Source organism: Streptomyces sp. IMTB 2501 (assembly GCF_001953885.1).
In the GTDB taxonomy this organism is placed as follows: Bacteria; Actinomycetota; Actinomycetes; order Streptomycetales; family Streptomycetaceae; genus Streptomyces.
Window position 1 is genome coordinate 286,159 of sequence record NZ_MQUS01000005.1, and the last position, 19,532, is coordinate 305,690.

The 19,532-nt window shown below is 72.2% G+C and carries 17 protein-coding genes; 8 read left to right on the plus strand and 9 right to left on the minus strand.

The genetic code is table 11. The annotated features are described in order from the left end of the window. Window positions 1-18: 18 nt before the first annotated feature. Window positions 19-1,191 (minus strand): acetyl-CoA acetyltransferase, encoded by a 1,173-nt coding sequence (locus tag AV521_RS11750; RefSeq protein ID WP_076087281.1) that lies wholly within the window; start codon window positions 1,189-1,191, stop codon window positions 19-21. 76 nt (window positions 1,192-1,267) lie between these two features. On the opposite strand from AV521_RS11750, the gene AV521_RS11755 reads away from it, so the two are divergent. Both AV521_RS11755 and AV521_RS11760 read left to right on the plus strand, forming a co-directional pair. Next, entirely contained in the window at window positions 1,268-2,521 is a 1,254-nt protein-coding gene (locus AV521_RS11755) for an acyl-CoA dehydrogenase family protein (RefSeq protein WP_076087283.1), read from the plus strand. Further along, a complete protein-coding gene (locus AV521_RS11760; protein ID WP_076087285.1) occupies window positions 2,521-3,003 on the plus strand; it encodes a nitroreductase family deazaflavin-dependent oxidoreductase in 483 nt (160 codons plus the stop codon). The genes AV521_RS11755 and AV521_RS11760 overlap by 1 nt, the downstream gene beginning before the upstream one ends. Before the next feature lie 650 nt (window positions 3,004-3,653). On the opposite strand, the gene AV521_RS11765 is transcribed toward AV521_RS11760, so the two are convergent. Together AV521_RS11765 and AV521_RS11770 are read right to left on the minus strand one after the other, a co-directional pair. Further along, complete coding sequence (locus AV521_RS11765; RefSeq protein WP_076087287.1) at window positions 3,654-3,938, minus strand: hypothetical protein; 285 nt, start codon at window positions 3,936-3,938, stop codon at window positions 3,654-3,656. Window positions 3,939-4,005: 67 nt separating this feature from the next. Further along, window positions 4,006-4,626 (minus strand): LysE family translocator, encoded by a 621-nt coding sequence (locus tag AV521_RS11770; protein WP_076087289.1) that lies wholly within the window; start codon window positions 4,624-4,626, stop codon window positions 4,006-4,008. 82 nt (window positions 4,627-4,708) lie between these two features. Here AV521_RS11770 and AV521_RS11775 point away from each other — a divergent pair, with 82 nt between their 5' ends. Beyond that, window positions 4,709-5,161 (plus strand): Lrp/AsnC family transcriptional regulator, encoded by a 453-nt coding sequence (locus tag AV521_RS11775; RefSeq protein WP_023549490.1) that lies wholly within the window; start codon window positions 4,709-4,711, stop codon window positions 5,159-5,161. 121 nt (window positions 5,162-5,282) lie between these two features. Here the strand turns inward: AV521_RS11775 and AV521_RS11780 are convergent, their stop codons facing one another. Next, the gene (locus tag AV521_RS11780) at window positions 5,283-5,930 is read right to left on the minus strand and encodes a TetR family transcriptional regulator (protein WP_076087290.1); all 648 of its coding nucleotides are present in this window, start codon (window positions 5,928-5,930) and stop codon (window positions 5,283-5,285) included. Between the two features lie 272 nt (window positions 5,931-6,202). On the opposite strand from AV521_RS11780, the gene AV521_RS11785 reads away from it, so the two are divergent. Both AV521_RS11785 and AV521_RS11790 read left to right on the plus strand, forming a co-directional pair. Then, window positions 6,203-6,877, plus strand: a complete 675-nt coding sequence (locus AV521_RS11785) for a VOC family protein (protein ID WP_076087482.1) — start codon at window positions 6,203-6,205, stop codon at window positions 6,875-6,877. 211 nt (window positions 6,878-7,088) lie between these two features. Continuing rightward, complete coding sequence (locus tag AV521_RS11790) at window positions 7,089-9,437, plus strand: serine/threonine-protein kinase (RefSeq protein WP_076087292.1); 2,349 nt, start codon at window positions 7,089-7,091, stop codon at window positions 9,435-9,437. A gap of 116 nt (window positions 9,438-9,553) precedes the next feature. On the opposite strand, the gene AV521_RS11795 is transcribed toward AV521_RS11790, so the two are convergent. The 3 genes from AV521_RS11795 to AV521_RS11805 are packed head-to-tail and all read right to left on the minus strand — an operon-like array spanning window position 9,554 to window position 11,921. Further along, complete coding sequence (locus tag AV521_RS11795) at window positions 9,554-10,342, minus strand: enoyl-CoA hydratase/isomerase family protein (RefSeq protein WP_076087294.1); 789 nt, start codon at window positions 10,340-10,342, stop codon at window positions 9,554-9,556. Then, on the minus strand, window positions 10,327-10,737 hold the full coding sequence (locus AV521_RS11800; protein WP_076087296.1) for a Zn-ribbon domain-containing OB-fold protein: 411 nt from the start codon (window positions 10,735-10,737) through the stop codon (window positions 10,327-10,329). Before AV521_RS11800 ends, AV521_RS11795 begins: the two co-directional genes overlap by 16 nt. Window positions 10,738-10,766: 29 nt before the next feature. Beyond that, a complete protein-coding gene (locus tag AV521_RS11805) occupies window positions 10,767-11,921 on the minus strand; it encodes a lipid-transfer protein (protein WP_076087298.1) in 1,155 nt (384 codons plus the stop codon). An 87-nt stretch (window positions 11,922-12,008) separates the two neighbouring features. On the opposite strand from AV521_RS11805, the gene AV521_RS11810 reads away from it, so the two are divergent. After that, window positions 12,009-13,625 carry a FadD3 family acyl-CoA ligase gene (locus AV521_RS11810; RefSeq protein ID WP_179023021.1) on the plus strand — a complete coding sequence of 539 codons (1,617 nt, stop codon included), beginning with the start codon at window positions 12,009-12,011 and terminating at the stop codon, window positions 13,623-13,625. Window positions 13,626-13,754: 129 nt separating this feature from the next. Here AV521_RS11810 and AV521_RS11815 read toward each other — a convergent pair whose 3' ends face one another. Both AV521_RS11815 and AV521_RS11820 read right to left on the minus strand, forming a co-directional pair. Then, window positions 13,755-13,979 carry a hypothetical protein gene (locus AV521_RS11815; protein WP_076087302.1) on the minus strand — a complete coding sequence of 75 codons (225 nt, stop codon included), beginning with the start codon at window positions 13,977-13,979 and terminating at the stop codon, window positions 13,755-13,757. 215 nt (window positions 13,980-14,194) lie between these two features. After that, window positions 14,195-17,161, minus strand: a complete 2,967-nt coding sequence (locus tag AV521_RS11820; RefSeq protein ID WP_076087304.1) for a BTAD domain-containing putative transcriptional regulator — start codon at window positions 17,159-17,161, stop codon at window positions 14,195-14,197. A gap of 212 nt (window positions 17,162-17,373) precedes the next feature. Between AV521_RS11820 and AV521_RS11825 the strand changes: the two genes are divergently transcribed. Further along, window positions 17,374-18,606, plus strand: coding sequence for an amidohydrolase family protein (locus AV521_RS11825; RefSeq protein WP_179023023.1), 1,233 nt, complete (start codon window positions 17,374-17,376; stop codon window positions 18,604-18,606). Then, entirely contained in the window at window positions 18,588-19,526 is a 939-nt protein-coding gene (locus AV521_RS11830) for an LLM class F420-dependent oxidoreductase (RefSeq protein ID WP_076087308.1), read from the plus strand. The genes AV521_RS11825 and AV521_RS11830 overlap by 19 nt, the downstream gene beginning before the upstream one ends. Window positions 19,527-19,532 lie beyond the last annotated feature (6 nt).

Below are 19,532 nucleotides of genomic sequence, written 5' to 3' on the forward strand. Positions count from 1 at the left end.
GTACGGCTCCCCGGCCGATCAGTTCCGGCCGAGCACCACCGTCCCGGACGAACAGAACCAGCCTCCCGTCCCGGACGCCACGGCCAGCCGTGGCACGTCTCCGTCCCGCCGCCGCACCTGCCGTTCCCCGGCCTCCCCGCGCAGCTGCCGCACCGCCTCGACCAGCAGGAACAGCCCCCGCATTCCCGGGTGTTGGGCCGACAGCCCACCCCCGTCCGTGTTCACCGGCAGGTCCCCACCCCGCACCAGCAGCCGGCCCTTCTCCACGAACGCCCCGCCCTCGCCCTTCCCGCAGAAACCCAGGTCCTCCAGGGTCACCAGGGTCATATAGGTGAAGGCGTCGTAGATCTCGGCGAAGTCGATCTCGGCCGGGCGTACGCCTGCCCTTTCGAAGGCGAGGCGGCCGCTTACCGCCGCCGGGGACACGGTGAAGTCCGGCCACTCGGACATCGCCGCATGTGAGACATGCTCGCCGGTGCCGAGGATCCAGACCGGGGCCGTACGGCAGTCCCGTACGTACTCCTCGGCCGCCAGCAGGACCGCCGCGCCGCCGTCCGAGCGCAGGCAGCAGTGCAGCTTGGTGAAGGGGTCGGCGATCACCGGGCCGGCGAGGACGTCGTCGACCGTGACCGGGTCGCGGAACATCGCCTCCGGGTTCAGTGCCGCGTTGGTCCTGGCCTGGACCGCCACCTCCGCCAGCTGCTCGATGGTCGTACCGTGCTCGATCATGTGCCGGCGGGCGGCCATCGCGTACTTGGCGATCAGGGTGTGGCCGTAGGGGACCTCGAACTGGAGGGGCCCGCGGGCGCCGAAGGACAGGTCGCCGGTCCTCCTGCCCGCCTTGATGTCCGCGCGGGCGGTGGAGCCGTAGACGAGGAGGACGGCGTGGGCATGCCCCGCCGCGATCGCGTCCGCCGCGTGCGCCGCCATGACCTCCCAGGTCGAGCCGCCGACAGAGGTGGAGTCCACCCAGGCGGGGCGCAGGCCCAGATACTCGGCCACCTCCACCGGGGCCAGCGTGCCGAGCCCCGCCGAGGCGAAGCCGTCGACCAGTGCGCGGTCGAGACCGGCGTCCGCGAGGGCGCGGCGGGCCGCCTGCGCGTGCAGGGTGTAGGCGGTGGCGTCGTCGACGCGTCCGCAGTCGGAGAGGGCCACGCCGACCACGGCGACTTTCCGGCTCACGCGCGTCATGAGAGGCCTCCTGCCCCTGGGCATATCGTTCAGGCCCTCCTAATATGACGGATCGTCAGATCTGGAGGGAAGAGCCATGGACACGTGCCTGACCGCCGAGCAGGACGAGATCCGCCGCACCCTGCGCGAGCTGCTGCACAAGCGATGCGGCCCGGTGGAGCTGCGGACCGCCGTCGGCAGCCCGGCCGGGCACGACCCCCTCCTGTGGACCGCCCTCACCGACCAGCTCGGCCTGCCGGGGCTCGCCCTGCCCGAGCGGTACGGCGGTGTCGGCTGCTCGGTCACCGAACTCGCCCTGGCCTGCGAGGAGACCGGCCGGTCCCTCGCCCCTTCCCCCCTGCTCGCCACGTCCGTCCTCACGGCCCCGCTGATCCTCGCCCTCGGGACACGGGCGCAGCGCGCCGAAGTGCTGCCCGGGCTGGCCGCCGGCGCCCGCACCGCCGCGCTTGCCGTCCCCGGTCCGAACCTCGCTACGGCCTTGGCTCTGACCTGCTCAAATGCCGGGTTCGCGGCGGGCGGCGGGCGTGCCGGCGGGGTCCAGGCCCGGCGTGCCGACGGTGACTGGCGGCTGTACGGGCAGGTCGACCAGGTGCTGGACGGGCACAGCGCGGGGCTGCTGCTCGTCGCCGCGCACACCGGTGGCTTCGCCCGGTCCCGGACCCGGCTGTTCCTGGTGGCGGGGGACGCGCCCGGTGTCGTACGGACCCGGCAGACCGCGCTCGACGCCACCCGGCCGCAGGGTCGGGTCCAACTCCGGGATGTCCGGGCCGAGTTGCTCGGTGAGGAGGAGGCGGAGGGCGAGGCCGTGTCGTCGGCGCTGGCCGCCCTCGGGGAGTCGGTCGCCGCCGTGCTCGCCTGTGAGGCCGTCGGGTCGGCCGAGCGGGTGCTGGAGCGGACGGTGGAGTACGTCGGGCAGCGCGAGCAGTTCGGGCGGCCCGTCGGCTCCTTCCAGGCGGTGAAGCATCGGCTGGCCGACGTGTACGTGGGGGTGCAGGCGGCGCGGTCGGCGGCGTACTACGCGGCCTGGGCCTCCGGGGTGGGGGCCGGTTCCGCCTCGGCTTCGCCGTCGGCGTCCGAGCCGTTCTCCCCGGGGCTGGAGGCGCGAGGGGCCGGTGGGCTGGCTCTTGCTCAGGGGCTGGAGGCCTTGCGGGGGGCCGCTGCCGAGGGGATTCAGCTGCACGGTGGGATCGGGTTCACCTGGGAGCACGACGCGCATCTGTACTTCAAGCGGGCGGCCGGGGACGAGTTGCTGTTCGGGCCGGTGCACCGGCTGCGGGACCGGGCCGCCGAGGCTGCCGGTCTCTTCGCGGGCGGCGCGGTGGCCGTCTGATGGCCGGCCCCGGTGTCCGCCTCGTGCAGCGGATGTCGTCCACCCGCGCCTTCGCGAAGGTCGCCCCGCATGTGATCCCGGTGCTCGACCGGACCGTGCACCGGCTCACCCGGGGCCGCTTCCTCCTCAGCGCCCAGATGCTCCCCGGCGTGATCCTCACCTCCACCGGCGCCCGCAGCGGCCTGCCCCGCCGCACCCCGCTGGCCTGCATGCCGGAGGAGGACGGCAAGAGCTGGATCCTGGTCGGCTCCAACTTCGGCCGCGCGGCCCATCCGGCCTGGACACACAACCTCCTCGCCCATCCCGACGCCTCGATCAGCTGGAAGGGCCGGGACATCCCCGTCACGGCCCAACTGCTGGAGGGCCAGGAACGGTCCGCCACCTGGACGGCACTCCTGGCATTCTGGCCGCCGTACGCCACGTACCAGGCGCGGGTGAACCGGGAGATCCGCCTCTTCCGGCTGACGCGCGTGGGGGGCTAGGCCTGTCGGACGGGGCGGCAGCACGTCGGCCGCTGGGCGGGAATACCTCCCCGTGCGGTGCTCCCGATCTGGCGCCGCGCAGGGAGGTGATCCCGGTCCTTTCCCCGGCCGCGATCGCGAAATCCCAGCGGCTGCGTGGAATTTCCTGCTCGTACCCGAGAAGCTTCGTCAGCGTCTTGTGCGCCTCGTCCTCCGTCGCGTCGTGGTCACGCATGTCGGTGTAGCGGCAGGCGGTGACGGTGAGGATGCGCCGAAGCGCTGTCACGTCGTCCTCGCGCGGTTCGCGCAGGGCCACGGACGAAGTCACCATGCGGCGATCTCCCGGGCCGTGGGACGCCTCGGCGCGCAGACGTCGAGGCGGGAGATCAGCAACTCCTCGAACTCCGGCCACGGTCAAGGGCGTACGCGGTCCCGAACCTGGGGTGTGTCCTTCTCCCGCGCGCCCGCGAACGCCTCCCACACCGGCCGTCCCGAAAACCACGCCACCGCCGGCCAGGGGGAGCCTCCGGCATATCCGGATGCGACGGGGGAGGAAGGGTCGAGCGCGCCGGCTGGGGGGAGGAGCGGGCGGCGGCCCGGAAGGTGTGGCTCGCCCTCCGGCCGCCGTACGCCACTCAGGTTCTCCCTGCCAGTCCGCGGTCAGTCCGCGGTCAGTGCGACGAGACCTGGGCGCAGGCCACGTCGTACTGCGAGACCGAGTGGGCATTGGTGGAGTTCTGGGGCTGTTGGCCCGCGTAGTGGGTGCCGGCCGTGCCGGCGGGGTCGAAGGCGGAGCCGGGCGCGGACTCGGCCTGTCCGGGGCGGGAGGGCTGGTCCTCGCAGGACTGGTTCGGTTGGCCGCCGCTCGCGAAGGCGGGGGCTGCGGCGATGCCGCCGGTGGCGGCCACCAGCGCGGCGGAGGCGACGGCGAGCGCGGCACGCTTCAGGATCGTCATGACGGGCTCTCCTTTCATGGCTCACCTGGTGATACGTGCGCGGACCGGGAAAGGATCGCCCGCGCGGTCACAACGTCGCCAGCCGCTCCAGCAACAGGAACGCACCGATTCCGAGCATCGCCGCGCCCGAGGTGCGGGTGACGGCGCGGGCCGCCGCCGGGCGGGCCGCCAGCAGGACGCGGGCCAGTGCCCCGACGCTGAGGTACACCGCCGCGCAGCACGCCATGTGGAGCAGGCCCAGGGTTGCCGTCTGGGCGGATATGGGCAGGTGGGTGCCCTTGAGGGTGAGGAACTGGGGGAGGACGGAGAGGTAGAGCAGCAGGCCCTTGGGGTTCAGGCCGCTGATCGTGGCACCGCGGAGAAACAGCCGTCCCTCACCGGCCGTGGGGGTGTCGTCCGCACCCGGCACCGCCGGGCGGCGCAGGACGCCCCAGCCGAGCCAGAGGAGATATCCCGCGCCCACCGCCGTCAGGGCCGTCAGCAGTCTCGGGGAGCCTGCGACCAGGACCGCCAGGCCCGCTGTCGCGAGGGCCGTGTGCAGGGCGTAGCCGGAGACCAGGCCGGCCACCGCACGGGGCACCGAGCGGCCGCGCAGGGCGGTCGCGATGACGTACGCCCAGTCGGCGCCCGGCACGCACACCAGCAGCAGGTCCACGGCGAGGAAGGAAAAGAGCAGTCCCGAGTCCATGCTGGGGACATTAGGCGGGAATGGCCCGAAAGTGTTCCCGAAGTTTGCCCACAACCGGGCCATCTGGGGGAAGATCTACCCTATGGATGACGTCGACAGAAAAATCCTTGCCGAGCTGCAGCAGGACGGGCGGCTGACCGTGACCGAGCTGGCCGCTCGCGTGCGGCTCAGCGTCTCGCCCTGCCATCGGCGGCTGCGTGAGCTGGAGCGCTCCGGGGCCATCCAGGGATACCGGGCGGTCGTGGACGCGGCCGCGCTCGGGCTGAACTTCGAGGCGCTGGTCTTCGTGTCCATGCGGCAGGAGGACCGGGACACGGTCGCCGAGTTCGAGCGGGCCGTCGGCGAGCTGGAGTACGTCCTCGACGCCCAGCGGCTGTTCGGCGAGCCCGACTATCTGCTCCGGATCGCCACCGCCGACCTCGCGGCCTTCCAGCGGCTGTACGACGAGCGGCTCGCGACCCTGCCCGGAGTGCAGCGGCTGACCTCGACGCTGGTGATGAAGCACGTCGTACGGGACCGGCCGCTGCCCGCATGACAGCGCGTGGCGGCGTGTGACAGCGCATAGCAGCGCAGGCGGTGGCTCTACCGCTGCCGCGGATGAACCACCGCCTGCCAGACAGGACTTGGGGAATGGAGCGCCCGGAAAGGAGCGTCTGTTACTTGGTCGGCTTCTTTCCGGTCACGCCCAGGTGTACCAACAGCGCCAGGTTCGGCTTCAGTTCGGCCTGTTTCACACCCCAGGACTGGAAGCCCTTCTGGTGCGCCGCCACCGCCGCGAGCATCGCGACCAGCGAGCCGGCCACCGCCGCCGGGTTCACGTCCTTGTCCACCCTGCCCTTGGCCTGCAATTGGGCGATGGCGTCTGCCAGGGAGTTGTTCACCGAGTTCAGGATCTTCATACGGAGCTTGTAGAAGCGTTTGTCTCCCTCGGCCGCGCCGAGGTCGACGACTCTGAGGATCGCGTCGTTCTTGCGCCAGAACTCCAGGAAGCCGTCGACCAGTTCCTGGGCGGTCTGCCATCCCGATTTCCCGGCCCAGGATCTGCCTTCGAGCAGTTCGGTCAATCCGGCGCCCTCGGTCGCCATTTGCTCGGCGACCTCCAGGACGGCGCCTTCGACATCTGGGAAGTACTGGTAGAAGGTCGCGGGTGAAGTTCCCGCCTTCCGGGCGACATCGATGACCTTGACGTCCCGGTAGGGGGAGGAGCTGAGCATCTCGCTGAGGCAGTCGAGCAGCTTCTGCCGGGTCGCCTGCCCACGCCGGCCGGCCACGCGGCCGTCGACGGTACGCACTTGTCCTGTCATGCCGTCAGCTTACCGAGGGGTGATCGGAGCGCGATTCGGCCGAGTGCAAATGGGGTGCACGGGTGCTCTGAGGGTGGTGTGCCTGGTCTGCGCGGTGCGCGTGGCGCGGTTACTTTGGCGGCATGGCCGAAAACAGGGCATCCGCGAACGAATACGCGGAAGACGCTGAAGACGCGGAAGCGGCAGAAGAGGCGATAGGGGCTGACGAGGTGGTCGAGGGGGAAGTGGTCGTAGAGGGGGAGGAGGTGTACGGCGAAGGTGTGCCCTGCTGGGTGGACGCCCAGCTGGCCGACGTCGAGGCGGGCAAACGGTTCTACGGTGAGCTCTTCGGGTGGTCCTTCGAGGACGCGTACGGCTCCTCGGTGTGGGCCCTGCTGGGCGGGGCACACGTCGCCTCGCTGGCACCCAAGATGGATGGCCGTATGCCGACCGTCTGGACGGTCTCCTTCGCCACCCCGGACGCCGAGGCCCTCGGCCGGCGGATCACCGCGGCCGGCGGCCGGGTGGTCATGGCCCCGTTCCCGGTGGGCGACCTCGGGGTCGCCGCCCTCGCCACCGACCCGGAGGGTGCGGTGTTCGGGCTGTGGCAGGCCGGCAGCCACCGCGGCTTCGGGCGCCGGCACGAACCCGGCACCTTCGTCTGGGCCCAGCTGTACGCCCGGGACACAGCCACCGCCAACACCTTCTACGGCGGTCTCTTCCACGAAGCCCTGTTCGGCGAGGGTGCCCGGCCCGACTTCGGCCGGGCCGACGTCACCGACGTCTTCCCGGCCGAGATGCCCCCGCACTTCCTCGCCCACTTCCGGGTCGCCGACCTCGACGGCGCCGTGGGGGCCGTACAGAGGCTCGGCGGCCGGGTGCAGGCGCCACCCTTCGAGACGTCGTACGGATTGGTGGCTGTCGTCACCGACAATCAGGGGGCGTCGTTCGCACTGCTGCAGCGCTGATTCGGCACCCATGCGTCGCCCATACGCCAGAGTTTTGTCCACTTTGCGGTGATTGGGTATGAGACACCCCGATCATCACCGGGTTCGCAACCGGGCGCCCGGCCAGGAAGAATCGGGGTGCGTGCCGCCACGGCGGTGCGGTGGTGAGACGCTGCACTTCGGCCGTGTACATAGATGGGTGGCGCGGCTCGTACGGGGAGGTGGCAGGCAAGTGGTGGATCAGCTGACACAGCACGATCCGCGGCGGATCGGGCCGTTCGAGGTGCTGGGCCGGCTGGGCGCCGGCGGCATGGGGCTGGTCTATCTCGCCCGCTCGGCGTCCGGCCGGCGCGTGGCGATCAAGACGGTGCGCACCGAACTCGCCGAGGACCAGCTGTTCCGGGTCCGCTTCACCCGTGAGGTGGAGGCGGCCCGCGCGGTCTCCGGCTTCTACACGGCCGCCGTGGTCGACGCCGACCCGCGCGCCGCCGTGCCGTGGCTCGCGACGGCGTACGTCCCCGCGCCCTCCCTGGAGGAGATAGTGAACGACTGCGGGCCGCTCCCGGCCCCGGCCGTGCGCTGGCTCGCCGCGGGAGTCGCGGAAGCCCTCCAGTCCATCCACGGCGCGGGGCTGGTCCACCGTGACCTCAAGCCGTCCAACGTGCTCGTGGTCGAGGACGGCCCCCGGGTGATCGACTTCGGTATCGCCTCCGGCGTCTCGAACACCCGCCTGACCATGACGAACGTCGCCGTCGGCACCCCCGCCTACATGTCCCCCGAGCAGGCCAAGGACTCCCGCAGCGTCACCGGCGCCAGCGATGTCTTCTCGCTCGGCTCCATGCTGGTCTTCGCGGCCACCGGCCACCCGCCCTTCCACGGCGCCAACCCGGTCGAGACGGTCTTCATGCTGCTGCGCGAGGGCCCCGACCTCACCGGGCTGCCCGACGAGCTGCGCCCGCTCATCGAGGTCTGTATGCAGATGGAGGCCTCCGCCCGGCCCACCCCGGCCGACCTCCAGGCCCAGCTCGCGCCCCATCTCTTCGGCTCCGGCTCGGACGACAGCGGCACCGCCTCCGCCTGGCTGCCCGAGAAGGCGGTCGCCCTCATCGAGGCCCGCCGCGGCGGCCGCCCCGCGGCCAAGCCCGCTCCGGTCACCAGCGGCGGTGGCCCGCGCAGCGGCGGCCGCTCGGCCGTCCCCCCGCCGCCCCCGTACGACCCGCCCGTCCCCGTCGGTGCCCCCGACAACGGCCCGGTCCGGCTGGCCGGCGCCCAGGTGCCCATCGGCCCCGGCCCGCGCGTCGCCGACGCCCGCGCCGCCGCCGTCAAGGCGCCCCCGCCGGAGGCCGGCCTGGTCGCCAGCTGGTCCCGCCCGCGCCCCGGCGTCGCCGGCACAGACCCTGCCGTAGGCCCTGCCGTACCGCCCGTCCCGTCCGCGCCCCCGGAGACGGCGAGCGGCTGGCGGCCCTGGCGGTTCCGCATGTCCAACGAGGTCTGGGGCACCCCGGCCGTCGACGGCGACCTGGTCTACGTCACCTCCTTCGAGGTGCACGCGCTGGACGTGGCCACCGGCCGGCGCCGCTTCAAGACGCGGGACGTCGCCTGGTCGATGGCGGTGGCGGACGGCCGTATCCACGCATCCGACGGCCCGACCCTGTTCGCCCTCGACGCCCGCGAGGGCACCGACCTGTGGCGGCTGTCCACGGACGCCTGGGTGTACTCCCTGAAGGCCGACCACGGCACGGTCGTCACCGGTACCCGTGGCGGCGGTGTGCAGGCCTGGGAGGCCGCGAACGGGCAGAAACTCTGGGAGATCGCCGGCTGCCAGACCGACTTCGAGTCCCCCGAGGCCGGCCCCCTCGTCCACGACGGCACGGTCTACGTCTGGCAGGACGCCCGGCTGCGCGCCCTGGAGGCCCGCACCGGCGAGGAGCGCTGGTCGTACCCGGTCGGTGACGCGGCCTCCTGCGGTGGCGTGCCCGTCCGGCTCGCCCCGGCCCCCGACGGCTATGTCTACGTCTCCGCCGGCACCCGCGTCCTCGCCATCGAGGCGGCGAGTGGGATGGTCCGCTGGCACTTCGAGGCACCGGCGGTCTTCCTGTCCCCGCCCGCCTTCACCCCGGGTCCGGCGGTGACCGGCGGCGGGGTCTACCTGGCGGACTACCTCGGCACGGTCTACGCCCTCGACGCCACCGACGGCCGCGACCGCTGGCGCATCGCCACGGAGGCCCGCTCCTCCATCGAGCCGGTACTGGTGGCGGCCGGCCATGTGCACGTCGGCAGCGGCAAGGGCCTGTACACCCTGGACGCGGTCACCGGCACCCCCAAGTGGCGCTTCCAGGCGGGCGGCGACGTCGTGGGCGCCCCGGCCGTGGCGGAGGGCCGTATCCACTTCGGCTCCACCGACCATCTGCTGTACACCCTGAAGTCCGACGACGGCCGACTGCGCTGGAAGCTGGCGACCGGCGGCGAGATCACCGGTTCCCCGGTGGTCAAGGACGGCGTGGTGTACGCGTGCAGCAAGGACCGGTGCGTGTACGCGCTGGACGCGGAGAAGGGAACGGGCACGGCCCGCACGGCGTGAGGGCGTGAGGAGAGTGTGCGACGGCCGTCGTACCGGTGTGTCACGGAAGGGCTCCAGACGGCGGCCGTCCCAGGGCTGACGCTACCCCCGGTGCGCGTTCCTCGCCACGCGGTCACTCATCGTGTCCGTGGTTCGGTACGGTCCCTGCTCCGGAACAGCTCCGCCTGCCGCCCGGCCGGCAGATTGCCGAGGGCGATGAGCTGCGGGGCCTGCGCGAACGCCTGGGCCCGGCCCGCCTCCTGGGCCGCCCACAGCGCCCGCACGGTCCCCTGCACTCCCTCCGGCGGATACCCGGCTACGACGGCGGCACAGCGTACGGCGCCGGCCAGCGCCCCGCCCTCCTCGGTGACTTCGGAGACGAGCCCGATCTCATGGGCCCGCCGCGCGGAGATCCGCTCGGCGGTTCCCATGAGCATCATCCGGGCCACCTCGCCGTACGGCATCCGCGCCGCCATCAGCATGGACTCATAGGCGCTGACCATGCCGTACGAGGTGTGCGGATCGAAGAAGACGGCCGTCGGATCGGCGACGACGAACTCACACTCCCCCAGCAGATAGAAGGCACCCCCGCAGGCCATCCCGCGCACGGCGGCCACGACGGGCTTCCACAGGTCGTTCGCCTTCGGCCCGACGGTCAGCAGCGGATCGTCCAGCATGTACGGCGACGAGGGCTGCGGTACGACGACGTCCCGGTCGATCCCGGTGCAGAACGCCCGCTCCCCGCTCCCGGTGAGCACCACGGCTCGCACCGAGTCGTCGAACCGCAACGCCCGCCAGATGTCGGTGAGTTCGCGAGCCATGTCCAGGTCGATGGCGTTGAGCCGGTGCGCCCGGTCGAGGGTGACGACGGCGACCCCGCTGTCCTTGTCGGCCTCCAGCCGCACGGTGCTCACGCGAGCACCCACTGCGGCAGCCCGCCGTCACCGAAGACGACATGCACCCGTGCGCCGATCCGCAGACGCCCCGGTTCGAGGGAGCCGAGGGGTGCGCCCGCGTGACGGACCACATTGCCGACGAGCCGGATCCGCGGCGCGTCCTCCAGCTCCACCACGACCACGTTGTACGGCGCCTGTTCGGCGTACTCGGGCAGCAGCGGGGGATGCGGCACGACGTACGACCACACGCGCCCGCGCCCCGACACCGGCCGCCACTCGCTCGCGAAGGACTGGCAGTGCGGGCAGCAGGGCCGGGGCGGGAACCGCGGCTCACCGCAGTCGCCGCAGGCCTGGACGCGCAGTTCACCACGGGTCGCGTACTCCCAGAAGGGGGCGCCGTCGGTGTCGGTGACGGGGTTCAGCATGATCAGCTCCTCCTCAACTCCTTGACTCCTCAACTCCGCAGGAGAAGGGCGGAGGTGGGCACGCCCTCACCGGCGGTGACCAGACAGGTGGCGGCGCCGGGCACCTGGGCGGTGCTGGTCCCGCGCAGCTGCCTGACGCCCTCGTTGATGAGGTTGAAGCCGTGCACATAGGCCTCGCTGAGCCCGCCGCCGCCGGTGTTGACGGGGAGCCGCCCCCCGATCTCCAGCGCCCCGCCCTCGGTGAAGGCACCCCCCTCCCCCCGCCCGCAGAAGCCGTACCCCTCCAGGGAGAGCGGGACGAGGGCGGTGAACGCGTCGTAGATCTGTGCCACGTGCACGTCGTCCGGGGTGAAGTCGGCGTGCTTCCACAGGTGCCGGGCGGCGGTCCAGGCCGGGCCGGTGAGGGGGTCGTCGTTCCAGTAGTTGACCATGCCGTGGTGCTGGGCGGGCAGCCCCTGGGCTGCGGAGTGGACGTAGACGGGTCTACTGCGGCAGTCCCGGGCGCGTTCTGCGGACACGAGGACACATGCGAGAGCCCCGTCCGTCTCCAGGCAGTTGTCGAAGAGGCAGAGCGGCTCGCTGATCCACCGGGAGGTCATGTACATCTCGCGGGTCAGGGGCCGTTCGTACATCACGGCGGCCGGATTCTGGTTGGCCCGGTTGCGGCAGGCGAGGGCGACGTTGAAGAGATGGTCGCGGGTGGCACCGTACTCGTGCATGTACCGCCGGGTCAGCATGGCGATCTCGTCGGCGGGCCGGAGCAGCCCGAAGGGCCGGGTCCACTGGGCGGGAGTGGGCAGTTGGACCGTGGTGTTGGTCCACGGCCGGGCCCCGCTGCCCCGCTTGCGCGACCGCCAGGCGACGCCGACACTCGCTTGCCCCGCGGCGATGGCGGCGGCGAGATGCGCGACGGTGGCACAGGACCCGCCCCCTCCGTACCCGACCTTGCTGAAGAAGGTCAGATCCCCGAACCCGACGGCCTTGGCCAGCTCGACCTCGTCCGTCTCCTCCATGGTGTAGGAGGCGAGGCCGTCGACCTCGCTGGGCGCGATCCCCGCGTCCTCCAGCGCCGCGAGCACGGCCCGGCAGGCGAGCGTCTTCTCGTCCTCCGGAAGGTGCTTGGCGAACGAGGTCTGCCCGATCCCGACGACGGCGGTGGCGTCCTTCAGCCCGGTACCTGCCATGGCCTCCCCCTCTCCTGACAGTACGTCAGATTACAGCTAATCTGACGGTCAGTCAGCTGGGTGTGCTCTGTGTTCGGGAGGTCTGCTGTGGGCGAGTGGAACACCATCCCGGAGCTGGTGCGGTGGTCGGCCGGGCGGTACGCGGACACCGAGGCCGTGGCCGAGGGCCGGACGAGGGTCACGTACGCCGAACTGGGCGCGCGGGTGGAGCGAGCGGCGGCGGCCTGCCTGGCGAGCGGGTTGGAGACCGGTGACCGGGTGGCCGTCTGGGCCCCCAACTCCCTGGACTGGATCGTGTCGGCCCTGGGTGCGGTGACGGCGGGCGCGGTCCTCGTTCCGCTCAACACCCGCTTCAAGGGGGCGGAGGCGGCGGACGTACTGCGCCGCAGCGGAGCCCGGCTGCTCTTCGTCACCGGCACCTTCCTGGGCACGTCGTACGTGGCGGGCTTGCGCCGGGCGGCGGGGGAGGCGGAGTCGGGGTCCCCGGACGGCCGGGGCCCGCTGCCCCGGCTGCCGGACCTGGAACAGGTGGTGGTCCTCTCGGAGGACGCGCCCCCGGACTTCCGCACCTGGAAGGACTTCCTGGCGGGAGGGGAGGGGGTGGCGGAGGCGGAAGTGCGGGACAGGTCGGCCGAGTTGGAAGGCCGGTCCGTGTCGGACATCATCTACACGTCGGGCACGACGGGCCGCCCGAAGGGCGCGGTGATCACGCACGAACAGACCCTGCGCGCCTACGAGATCTGGTCGGACCTGGCAGGCCTGCGTCCCACGGACCGCTACCTCATCGTCAACCCCTTCTTCCACACCTTCGGCTACAAGGCCGGGGTGATCGCCTGCCTGATGCGCGGGGCGACGATGATCCCGCAGCCGGTGTTCAACGTGGACACGGCACTGGCGAACATCGCGGCGGAACGGGTGTCGGTCCTGCCGGGCCCACCGACCCTCCACCAGTCCCTGCTGGACCATCCGTCCCGGGACACGCACGACCTCTCGGCGCTGCGGCTGGTGGTGACGGGAGCGGCGGTGGTCCCGCTGCGGCTGGTGGAACGCCTGCGAGGCGAACTCGGCGTCGACACGGTCCTCACGGCCTACGGCCTCTCGGAGGCGAGCGGCATCGTCACGATGTGCCGGCGCGGCGACGCCCCGACCGTGATCGCGTCGACGTCGGGCCGGGCGATCCCCGGCACGGAGGTGCGCCTGGCCGACGCCTCGGGCACCCCGGTGCCCACCGGCACGCCCGGCGAGGTGCTGGTCCGCGGCTTCAACGTCATGCGGGGCTACTACGACGACGCCGAGGCCACGTCCGAGGTGATCTCCCCGGACGGCTGGCTGAGCACGGGCGACGTGGGCGTCCTGGACGAGGCGGGCGACCTTCGGATCACGGACCGTATCAAGGACATGTTCATAGTCGGCGGCTTCAACGCGTACCCGGCGGAGATAGAGCAACTGCTGGGCGTGCACCCGGATGTGGCCGACGCGGCCGTGATCGGTGTACCGGACCCCCGCCTCGGCGAGGTCGCCAAGGCGTTCGTGGTGCGCAGGCCGGGCGCGACACTGACGTCGGACGACCTGATCGCCTGGTCCCGGCGCGAGATGGCGAACTACAAGGTGCCGAGGTCGGTGGAGTTCGTGGGTGAACTGCCCCGCAACGCGAGCGGGAAGGTGGTGAAGGGGGTTTTGCGGGGGCGGGAGAGGCTCCACTGAGCAGGGAAAACAACCGAGGGCCGTGGAACGGATCTGCCGGTCTCCGGGTCAGGGGTGGCGCGGACGCGCGTCGGCCGCGACGGCTCCCCCTCGGTGCCGTCGCGGCCGGGTCCCCCGTCGGTCTTTGGATCAGGCAGGGTCGGACGTGATGTGGGTGTTGTCCGGGGTCACCGTGCCGTCGGCGGCGGCCGCCGGGGCGTCGGTGATGTGGGTGTTGAGCGGCGTGACGCCGGAGTCGGCCTTGGCGTCGGTGATGTGGGTGTTGAGCGGCGTGACCTCGGTGCCGGCCTTGGCGTCGGTGATGTGCGTGTTGTCCGGCGTGACGACCGGCTCGTCCTTGGTGATGTCGCTCATCAGGTGCTCCCCTTGGAGATTGCGTTACAGCTGTGGTGGGCCCATCCGGACACTCCCCCGAGTGTGGCCGGATGGGCCACTGGAGCCGCCCACTCTAGATCGCGAGTACTGCGGCCTCACCGGCTGGTCCGTCTGCCCCCCGACACGACGGCCCGGTATCGATGAGCGTGGCGCAGGGCGATAAACGATCGATGAACGTCGGGACAGTGCCCGGCTCAGGCCGCGGCGGCCGGCGCCAGGAGCGTCTGGACCTCGGCGGCCTCCGGGGAGTTGAGCCGCTCGTAGATCACCAGCGCCTCTCGCCAGCAGACCTGTGCCCTGCCGGTCTGGCCGATCCCGTTCAGCGCCTTGCCCAGTACGGTCAGCACGTTGCCCCGGCGCCACTCGCCGCCGATCTCCTTGAGCGGTGTCAGGGCCATCTCGGCGTTGGCCGCGGCCTGGGCCGGGCGCTGGGCGAGCAGGTCCACCTCGGCGAGACGGAAGAGGGTCATCCCTTCCCACAGGCGCTGCCGGCTGGCGCGGAACACGTGCAGGGCCTGGCCCAGATGAGCCCCGGCGTCGGCCAGCCGTCCGCTCTTGCCGAGGGCGAGCCCGAGCGCGTAGTGGCCGTTGGCCGCCTTCAGGGAGTGCCCCAACTCCTCGTACATCTCGGTGCCCTGGCGCGCGAGATGCACCGCGCTGTCGGCCCGGTCCGTCTGCAGATGCAGACGCGACAGGTTGCACAGCGCCGCTGCCGCGCCGGAGAGGTCGCCGCGAGCGCGGAAGTCCGCGATGGCACGCTCCAGGAATTCCTCGCCCTCGGCGTACCGGCCCTGGTAGTACGCGAAGACTCCGAGGATGTTCGCGGCCCAGCAGCACGGCAGGGGATCGTGGGCGGCTTCCGACAGGGCAAGGGCCTGTCGTGCCTCGTCGTATGCCTGGGTGAACTGCCCGGACCAGTGCCGTGCGTTGGCGAGTACCAGCATGGCCCGGCCCTCGGCCCGGGTGTCGGACGCGGCGTGCGAGGCGTCGCGCAGGGCGGTGCCGGCCGCCTCGTACTCCCTGAAGTTCGCCCCTGACTCCGCGAGGTCGACCGCCGCCCACAGCAGGTCGACGGCGCGGCGCAGGGTCGCGCCGCGCGACGACTGCCGTACGCAGGCCAGCAGCGGTACGGCCTCGGAGTAGAGCCAGTCCCGGGCGGCGCGGCGGTCGGCGAAGACCAGCCCGGGGACAGCGGTCTTCTCCAGATGGTCCACCAGCCGGTCCCCGGGCCGCTCCATCGCGTACACCTGAGCCGCTGTGGCCAGATAGAAGTCCAGCAGCCGCGACATCGCGGCCTCCCGCTCGCTCGGCGGCTGTTCGTCCCGTTCCGCGCACGCGCGTGCGTAGAGGCGGACCAGGTCGTGGAAGCGGTAGCGGCCGGGCGCCGCGGACTCCAGCAGCGACGTGTCCACCAGGGACTCCAGGAGGTCCTCGGTGTCCTCCGTGGGGAGGTCCAGGACCGCTGCCGCAGCCGCCAGGGAGATGTCCGGGCCGTCGGCCAGGCCCAGCAGACGGAACGCCCTGGCCTGGGCCGGCTCCAGCTGGCCGTAGCCCAGTTCGAAGGTCGCCTTCACGGCCAGGTCCCCGGCCTGCAACTCATCGAGCCGGCGGCGCTCGTCCGCCAGCTTCGCCGCCAGGACCGAGACCGTCCAGGTGCGCCGGGCGGCGAGGCGGGAGGCCGCTATGCGGATCGCCAGCGGCAGGAAGCCGCAGGCCGCGACCACGTCCAGGGCCGCTTCCCGTTCCGACGCCACGCGCTCCTCGCCCACTATCCGCGTGAAGAGCGCGAGGGCCTCCTCCGGCGACATCACGTCCAGGTCGACCAGGTGCGCGCCGGCCAGGTCGACCATGCGGACGCGGGAGGTCACGAGGGCCGCGCAGCCCCCGGTGCCGGGCAGCAGCGGGCGTACCTGGGCCGCGTCCTTCGCGTTGTCCAGCAGGAGCAGGACCCGGCGGCCGTCCAGGACCGAGCGGTAGAGGGCCGCCCGCTCGTCCAGGGAGTCGGGGATCGCGGAGTCCGCCGTGCCCAGCGCCCGCAGGAACGAACCCAGTACCGTCTCCGGCTCCGCCGGGCGGGGGCCCGCTCCCTGCAGGTCGACGTACAGCTGGCCGTCCGGGAAGGCTCTGCGCGCCCGGTGGGCCACATGCACCGCCAGGGTCGTCTTGCCCACGCCGCCGATGCCGGCCAGGGCCGAGACGGCCATGACCCGGCCTGCCGCCTCCGACGCCGACGTCAGCACCTCGCTCAGCTCTTCCACGAAGGCCGAGCGGCCGGTGAAGTCCGGGACCGACGCCGGGAGCTGGGCCGGGCGGACGGCCACCACGGGCGATTCCGTGGCCGGAGACGACGGTTCCGCCAGTGCCGGGTCCGCCTGGAGGATGCGTTGCTGCAGCTCGCGCAGGCCGGGGCGGGGGTCCACGCCCAACTCCTCGGCCAGCAGGCGGCGGGTGTCGGCGTAGACGGCAAGGGCCTCCGCCTGGCGGCCGCTGCGGTACAGCGCCAGCATCAGCAGCTCGCGCAGGCGTTCACGCAGGGGGTGTGCCGCCGTCAGGGCCGTGAGTTCCGAGACGGCCTCCGCGTGGCAGCCCTGCTCCAGGTCCATGTCCAGCCGGGACTCCAGCAGGCCGAGGCGCCATTCCTCCAGGCGGACCCGCTGGGTCTCGGCGTACGGGCCGGGGACGCCGGCCAGCACCTCGCCCTCCCAGAGGGTCAGTGCCCGGGTCAGCAGCGTGCGGGCCCGGCACAGGTCGCCGGCGGCCCGTGCCTTCTCCGCCTGTGCCGCGAGGTCCTGGGCGCCGGCCAGGTCCAGGGCGCCGTCGCGCAGGCCCCGGATCGCGTAGCCGCCGGACTCGCTGACCAGGACACCGGCGTCCAGGATCTTGCGGAGGCGGGACGCGTAGGTGCGCACCGCCGCCAGCGCCTGCGACGGGGGCTCGGCGCCCCACAGGGCGTCGATCAGCTCCGCCGCCGTCGCCGTACGGCCCTCGCGCAGCAGCAGGGCGGCCAGCAGGGCGCGCTGCTGGGGGGAGCCCGTGCTGAGCTGCTCCTCGCCGCGCCAGGCCCGCACCGGACCGAGCACGCCGAACCGCAGCGCCTCCGGTTCCGTGACGGTCACGGAACCGGGACGCCGCTGCTCAGGCACTCGCGGCCCACCGTCCATGCGTTCGTCCCCCTCGGCTTAACGAACAACCCCGTCAGTTTGCCTTGTTCCGGCCGGTTGCGTCAGCCGTGGGAGACGCCGATCACAGGGAGGCGCATTTCAGTACACAAAGCCCTCACACCTCGATCCGCAAATCCCTCACACCTCTTCGCACGCAGTCGTCCGATACGCGATAGCTGACGGACCGTCAGATCGGCGCTACCGTGAGGGCCATGGAGACCACACAGTTCCCGCTGATCATCTCCGTCGACGACCACACCGTGGAGCCCGCCACCGTCTGGCGGGACCGGCTGCCGAGGAAGTACCTGGACGTCGGGCCCCGCATCGTGCGCGCCCCCGTCAAGGAGATGACCTTCCTGGGCGGGCGATTCCGGCCCGTCATGGGCGAACCCGGCAGCACCGACGGCCCCGTCGGCGACTGGTGGGTCTACGGAGACCTCCGCCGCCCCCTCACCCGGCTCGACACCGCCGTCGGGTACGCCAGGGACGAGGTCAAGCTGGAGGTCATCACGTACGAGCAGATGCGGCCGGGGTCGTACGACGTGTCCGCCCGGCTCGCCGACATGGACGTCAACCACGTCCAGTCCGCCGTCTGCTTCCCCACCTTCCCCCGCTTCTGCGGCCAGACCTTCGCCGAGGCCGCCGACAAGGACCTCGCCCTGCTGTGCGTGCGCGCCTACAACGACTGGATGGTGGAGGAGTGGTGCGGGCCCAAGGCGCAGGGCCGGCTGATACCGCTCCCGCTCATACCCCTGTGGGATGCCGAGCTGGCCGCCGCGGAGGTACGGCGCAACGCCGCGCGGGGCGCACGGGCCGTCGCCTTCTCCGAGATACCCCCGCACCTCGGCCTGCCGTCCATCCACGGCGACGACTGGGACCCGTTTCTCGCGGCCTGCGACGAGACCGGCACGGTCGTCGCCATGCACATCGGCTCCAGCAGCAGGATGCCGTCCACCTCCGCCGATGCCCCGCCCGCCGTCGGCTCCACCATCACCTTCGCCAACTGCTGCTTCTCGATGGTCGACTGGCTGATGAGCGGCAAGTTCGAACGCTTCGCGAACCTCAGGGTCATGTACGCCGAGGGCCAGATCGGCTGGATCCCGTACATCCTGGAGCGCGCCGACGTGGTCTGGGAGGAGAACCGGGGCTGGGGCGGGGTCGCCGACAAGGTCACCCGGCCGCCGTCCGAGCTGTTCGCCGAGCACGTCTACGGCTGCTTCTTCGACGACGCCTTCGGCCTCAGGAGCCTCGACTCCATCGGCGTCGGCAACGTCCTGTACGAGACCGACTACCCGCACTCCGACTCCACCTGGCCCGAGTCCCGTGCGGTCGGCGAGCGGCAGATGGGGCATCTGCCGGCGGACGTGGTCGAGCGGATCGTCCGCGGCAACGCCATCGAGCTGCTGGGGCTGACCAAGGACGGCCTGTGGCGGGGGGCGAAGTGAGCCTCGCGTACGGCATCCAGCTGCCCGTCCAGGCGCAGAGCGCCCTGTTCGCGGAAGGCTGGGAGGCGGGCGCCGGGCCGGCGGACCTGGTGGCGCTCGCGCGGGCCGTGGACGGCGCCGGGTTCGACTACCTCGCCGCCTGCGACCACGTGGCGGTCCCGCGCCGGCTCGCCCCGGCGATGAGCACGGTCTGGTACGACCCGGTCGCCACCCTCGCCCACCTCGCCGCCGTCACCGAACGCGTCCGGCTGCTCAGCCATGTGGCCGTCGTGGGGCTGCGGCACCCGCTGCTCACCGCCAAGCAGTACGCCACCCTCGACCACCTCTCCGGCGGCCGGCTGATCCTCGGGGTCGGGGCCGGGCACGTACGGGAGGAGTTCGAGGTGCTCGGGGCCGACTTCGAGCGGCGGGGGGCGGTGCTGGACGAGACGATCGACGCGCTGCGGGCCGCCCTCGGGCCCGAGGAGTTCCCCGAACACCACGGCAAGTTCTACGTCTTCGGCGGGCTGGGCCAGCGGCCGCGGCCCGCACAGCCGGACGTCCCGCTGTGGGTCGGGGGCTCCTCGCCCGCCGCCGTACGCCGGGCCGCGCTGAAGGGCGACGGCTGGCTGCCCCAGGGGGATCCGCGGGAGCGGCTGCCCGCACAGATCGCCCGGCTGCGGCGGCTGCGGGAGGAGGCCGGCGCCGAGGGGCCGTTCACGGTCGGCGCGATCGTCGAGCCGCTGTACGTCGGACGGGCCGGCTGGGAGGTCGGGCGGCGGACCCTCACCGGGTCGCCGGAGGAGATCGCCGAGTCGCTTCGGGCCTACCGGGCCATGGGCGTGGACCAGATCCAGGTGCGGTTCCGCAGCCGGAGCCGGGCCGAACTCATCGAGCAGATCGGGCTGTTCGGGGCGGAGGTCGCACCCCGGCTCCAGTGAGGAGGA

Coding starts and splice junctions, on each gene's coding strand:
- AV521_RS11750 (WP_076087281.1), bottom strand. CDS start 1,191: ATGACGCGCGTGAGCCGGAAAGTCGCCGTGGTCGGCGTGGCCCTCTCC.
- AV521_RS11755 (WP_076087283.1), top strand. CDS start 1,268: ATGGACACGTGCCTGACCGCCGAGCAGGACGAGATCCGCCGCACCCTG.
- AV521_RS11760 (WP_076087285.1), top strand. CDS start 2,521: ATGGCCGGCCCCGGTGTCCGCCTCGTGCAGCGGATGTCGTCCACCCGC.
- AV521_RS11765 (WP_076087287.1), bottom strand. CDS start 3,938: ATGACGATCCTGAAGCGTGCCGCGCTCGCCGTCGCCTCCGCCGCGCTG.
- AV521_RS11770 (WP_076087289.1), bottom strand. CDS start 4,626: ATGGACTCGGGACTGCTCTTTTCCTTCCTCGCCGTGGACCTGCTGCTG.
- AV521_RS11775 (WP_023549490.1), top strand. CDS start 4,709: ATGGATGACGTCGACAGAAAAATCCTTGCCGAGCTGCAGCAGGACGGG.
- AV521_RS11780 (WP_076087290.1), bottom strand. CDS start 5,930: ATGACAGGACAAGTGCGTACCGTCGACGGCCGCGTGGCCGGCCGGCGT.
- AV521_RS11800 (WP_076087296.1), bottom strand. CDS start 10,737: ATGCTGAACCCCGTCACCGACACCGACGGCGCCCCCTTCTGGGAGTAC.
- AV521_RS11805 (WP_076087298.1), bottom strand. CDS start 11,921: ATGGCAGGTACCGGGCTGAAGGACGCCACCGCCGTCGTCGGGATCGGG.
- AV521_RS11815 (WP_076087302.1), bottom strand. CDS start 13,979: ATGAGCGACATCACCAAGGACGAGCCGGTCGTCACGCCGGACAACACG.
- AV521_RS11820 (WP_076087304.1), bottom strand. CDS start 17,161: ATGGACGGTGGGCCGCGAGTGCCTGAGCAGCGGCGTCCCGGTTCCGTG.
- AV521_RS11825 (WP_179023023.1), top strand. CDS start 17,374: ATGGAGACCACACAGTTCCCGCTGATCATCTCCGTCGACGACCACACC.